This is a genomic window from Streptomyces sp. SID14478, assembly GCF_010548525.1.
In the GTDB taxonomy this organism is placed as follows: Bacteria; Actinomycetota; Actinomycetes; order Streptomycetales; family Streptomycetaceae; genus Streptomyces.
In genome coordinates this window covers 1-2,121 of record NZ_JAAGMG010001326.1, presented here as the reverse complement: position 1 = coordinate 2,121, position 2,121 = coordinate 1, and the positions used below count along the sequence as shown (strand labels likewise).

1 protein-coding gene and 1 pseudogene are annotated in these 2,121 nt (G+C 75.0%); both read left to right on the top strand.

Features of this window, described 5'->3' with window-relative positions; genetic code table 11:
• A pseudogene (locus tag G3I40_RS42055) lies at positions 1–1,374 on the top strand (ATP-binding protein); the annotation flags it as partial.
• A 144-nt stretch (positions 1,375–1,518) separates the two neighbouring features.
• Positions 1,519–2,121: PucR family transcriptional regulator ligand-binding domain-containing protein (locus G3I40_RS42050; RefSeq protein ID WP_203645799.1), on the top strand; the 603-nt coding region annotated here is incomplete at its 3' end.

The following is a 2,121-nucleotide window of genomic DNA, read 5'->3' as shown; positions in this document are numbered from 1 at the left end:
CACCCCTCCGGCACCCGCGACCTGCCCTCCCGCGCCGCCCGCCACGACCTCGCCACCGCGCAGGTCAGGATCGGCACGGCCGCCGACGACGCCCGCAACCCGTACGCGTACCGGGGCGTCGGCCTCGCCCTCGGCCCCGACCTCATCGGCACGTCGCTGCTCGCCGTCGGTCCGCCCGGCACCGGAAAGACCGGGGGCCTGGTGTGGCCGCTCGCCGAGTCGCTGTGCCTGGGGGCGCTCGCCGGACGGACCTCGGTGGTCGTCGTCGGGGCGGCCGGCGCGGGGCTCGGCTCGCAGGACACGTACGACGTCGTGGTCCGTGTCGGCCAGCCGGACTCCGTCTACGACCTCGACCTGTACGGCGGCAGCAAGGATCCGGACGAGGCCGCGGCCGTGCTCGCCGAGGCGCTCGTCGGTGACCTCGCCGACCCGCACCCGGGAGGCGACAGCCGCCGCTCCACCACCGTGCTCGCCCAACTCCTCGGCCCCTTCTCCACCGTCCACGGGCGCTTCCCCTCCGTGCCCGAGCTGCGGCAGCTGCTCGACGGGGTGCCCGCCGCGCTCGACGCGCTGCGCAAGGCGCTGACCGAGGCGGGCCACGACGCGATGTTGCGCGAACTCGACGCCCGCGAGCGGCAGTTGGGGCACCCGGGGGATGTGGGCGCGGTGCTCGCCGACCGGATCGCCCTGCTCGACCGGCCCGCGTTCGCGTCGTTCTTCGACACCTCGGGCGCCACCCGGCCGTTCTCGCTGCGCGCCCTGGACCACCCCGTGCGGGTCCGCGTCGACCTGCCCGAGCGCGGGCACGCGGACGCCTCCCGGATCCTGGCGCGGCTCGTGCTCGCGCAGTTCATGTCCAGCGTGGCCGTCCGCGAGGACCGCTCGCTGTTCGCCTGCCTCGTCCTCGACGACGCGACCGGCGTCGTCACCCCGCAGGCCGTGCGCGGCATCCAGCGGCTGCGCTCGGCGAACGCGGGCGTCGTCCTCACGCTGCGCACCCTCGACGACGTGCCGCGCGCGCTGCGCTCCCCGCTGCTCGGCTCGGTCGGCTGCCGGATGGCGCTGGCCGGGCTCACCCCGTGGGACGGGCAGGACTTCGCCGAGGTGTGGGGCAAGGAGTGGACCGAGGCCCGCGACGTCACCGACCGGCAGATCATCGCCGAGACCCCGGCCGGCAAGGCGCTGCACGCCGTGCGGCGGGTGATCACCGGGCGGGCGCCGACCGCCCGCGCCGTCACCGTCCGCCAGGTCGAGCGCGAGCGCTGGTCCGCCTCCGACCTCGCCCACGCCGTTCCGCCCGGCCACGCCGTGCTCTCCCTGACCACCGTGCGCGGGGAGCACGCGCCGCCGCTGCTCGTGGACCTGCGCAGCTGAGGAAGGCCTGAAGATCTCGGGGGCGGGCCCCGGGCGTACGTACGGTGAGGCAGAATCGGCACTGGTCGTTCATACGGACCGGCCAAAAGCTTCACAACCTGTGCTCACGCCCCACGTGTACCTCCCGCTCACCTGAAGGCCGCCATGCCGCCCACGCTCGCCTCGCTCGTCCACCACTCGGCACTCAAACTCAGCGTGCGCGCGGGCGAGGAGCATCTGGACACCCCGGTCCGCTGGGCCCACGTGAGCGAACTCGCCGATCCCGTCCCGTACATGGAGGGCGGCGAACTCCTGCTGATCACCGCCCTCAAACTGGACGCGAGCGACCCGGAGGCGATGCGGCGCTACGTGAAGCGGCTGGCCGGCGCGGGCGTGGTCGGGCTCGGCTTCGCGGTCGGCGTCAACTACGACGACGTACCGGACGCGCTGGTGAAGGCCGCGCGGGACGAGGGGCTGCCGCTGCTCGCGGTCCCGCCGCGCACACCCTTCATCGCCATCAGCAAAGCGGTCTCCGCGGCCATCGCCGCCGACCAGTACCGGGCCGTCACCTCCGGGTTCGCCGCCCAGCGCGAACTGACCAAGCAGGCCCTGAACGAGGGCCCCGAAGGGCTGCTCGCCGTGCTCGCCGCACAGGTCGACGGATGGGCCGCGCTGTACGACGCCTCGGGCGCCGTCGTCGCCACCGCGCCGGAGTGGGCGGGCCGCCGGGCCGCCCGGCTCACCCCCGACGTCGAGCGGCTGCGGGAG